This is a genomic window from Citrobacter sp. VF227, from assembly GCF_052950715.1.
Genome location: NZ_JBRFVF010000665.1, coordinates 1 through 430, shown reverse-complemented (window position 1 = coordinate 430; position 430 = coordinate 1). Strand labels below are relative to the sequence as shown.

At 53.3% G+C, this 430-nt stretch carries 1 protein-coding gene; it reads left to right on the top strand.

Annotated features, from left to right (window positions below; translation table 11 throughout):
• A partial coding sequence (locus tag ACU8YC_RS28450) for a CNNM domain-containing protein (RefSeq protein WP_446896449.1) occupies positions 1-430 on the top strand: 430 nt, incomplete at both ends.

Sequence of the window (430 nt, the reverse complement as noted above, 5' to 3'; positions counted from 1 at the left end):
ACGCTCATTGTCCAGTATCTAATCATGGTTGTCATCTCCGGCTATTTTTACGGTTCTGACACCGGAATGATGACCCTGAATCGCTGCCGTCTACGTCATCGGGCCAAGAAGGGAAATCGTCAGGCGAAACGCGTTGCAAAGTTGCTGCGCAAGCCGGACCGTCTGATAAGTCTGGTACTCATCGGGAATAACCTAGTGAATATTCTGGCCTCCGCGCTCGGTACCATTGTCGGTATGCGCCTGTATGGCGATGCGGGCGTCGCCATTGCCACCGGGGTATTGACGTTTGTAGTGCTGATATTTGCCGAAGTACTGGCAAAGACCATTGCCGCGGTTTATCCGGAAAAAGTCGCCTATCCAAGCAGCGTCCTGCTGGCCCCACTGCAGATTCTGATGATGCCGTTGGTCTGGCTACTGAATACCATCACGC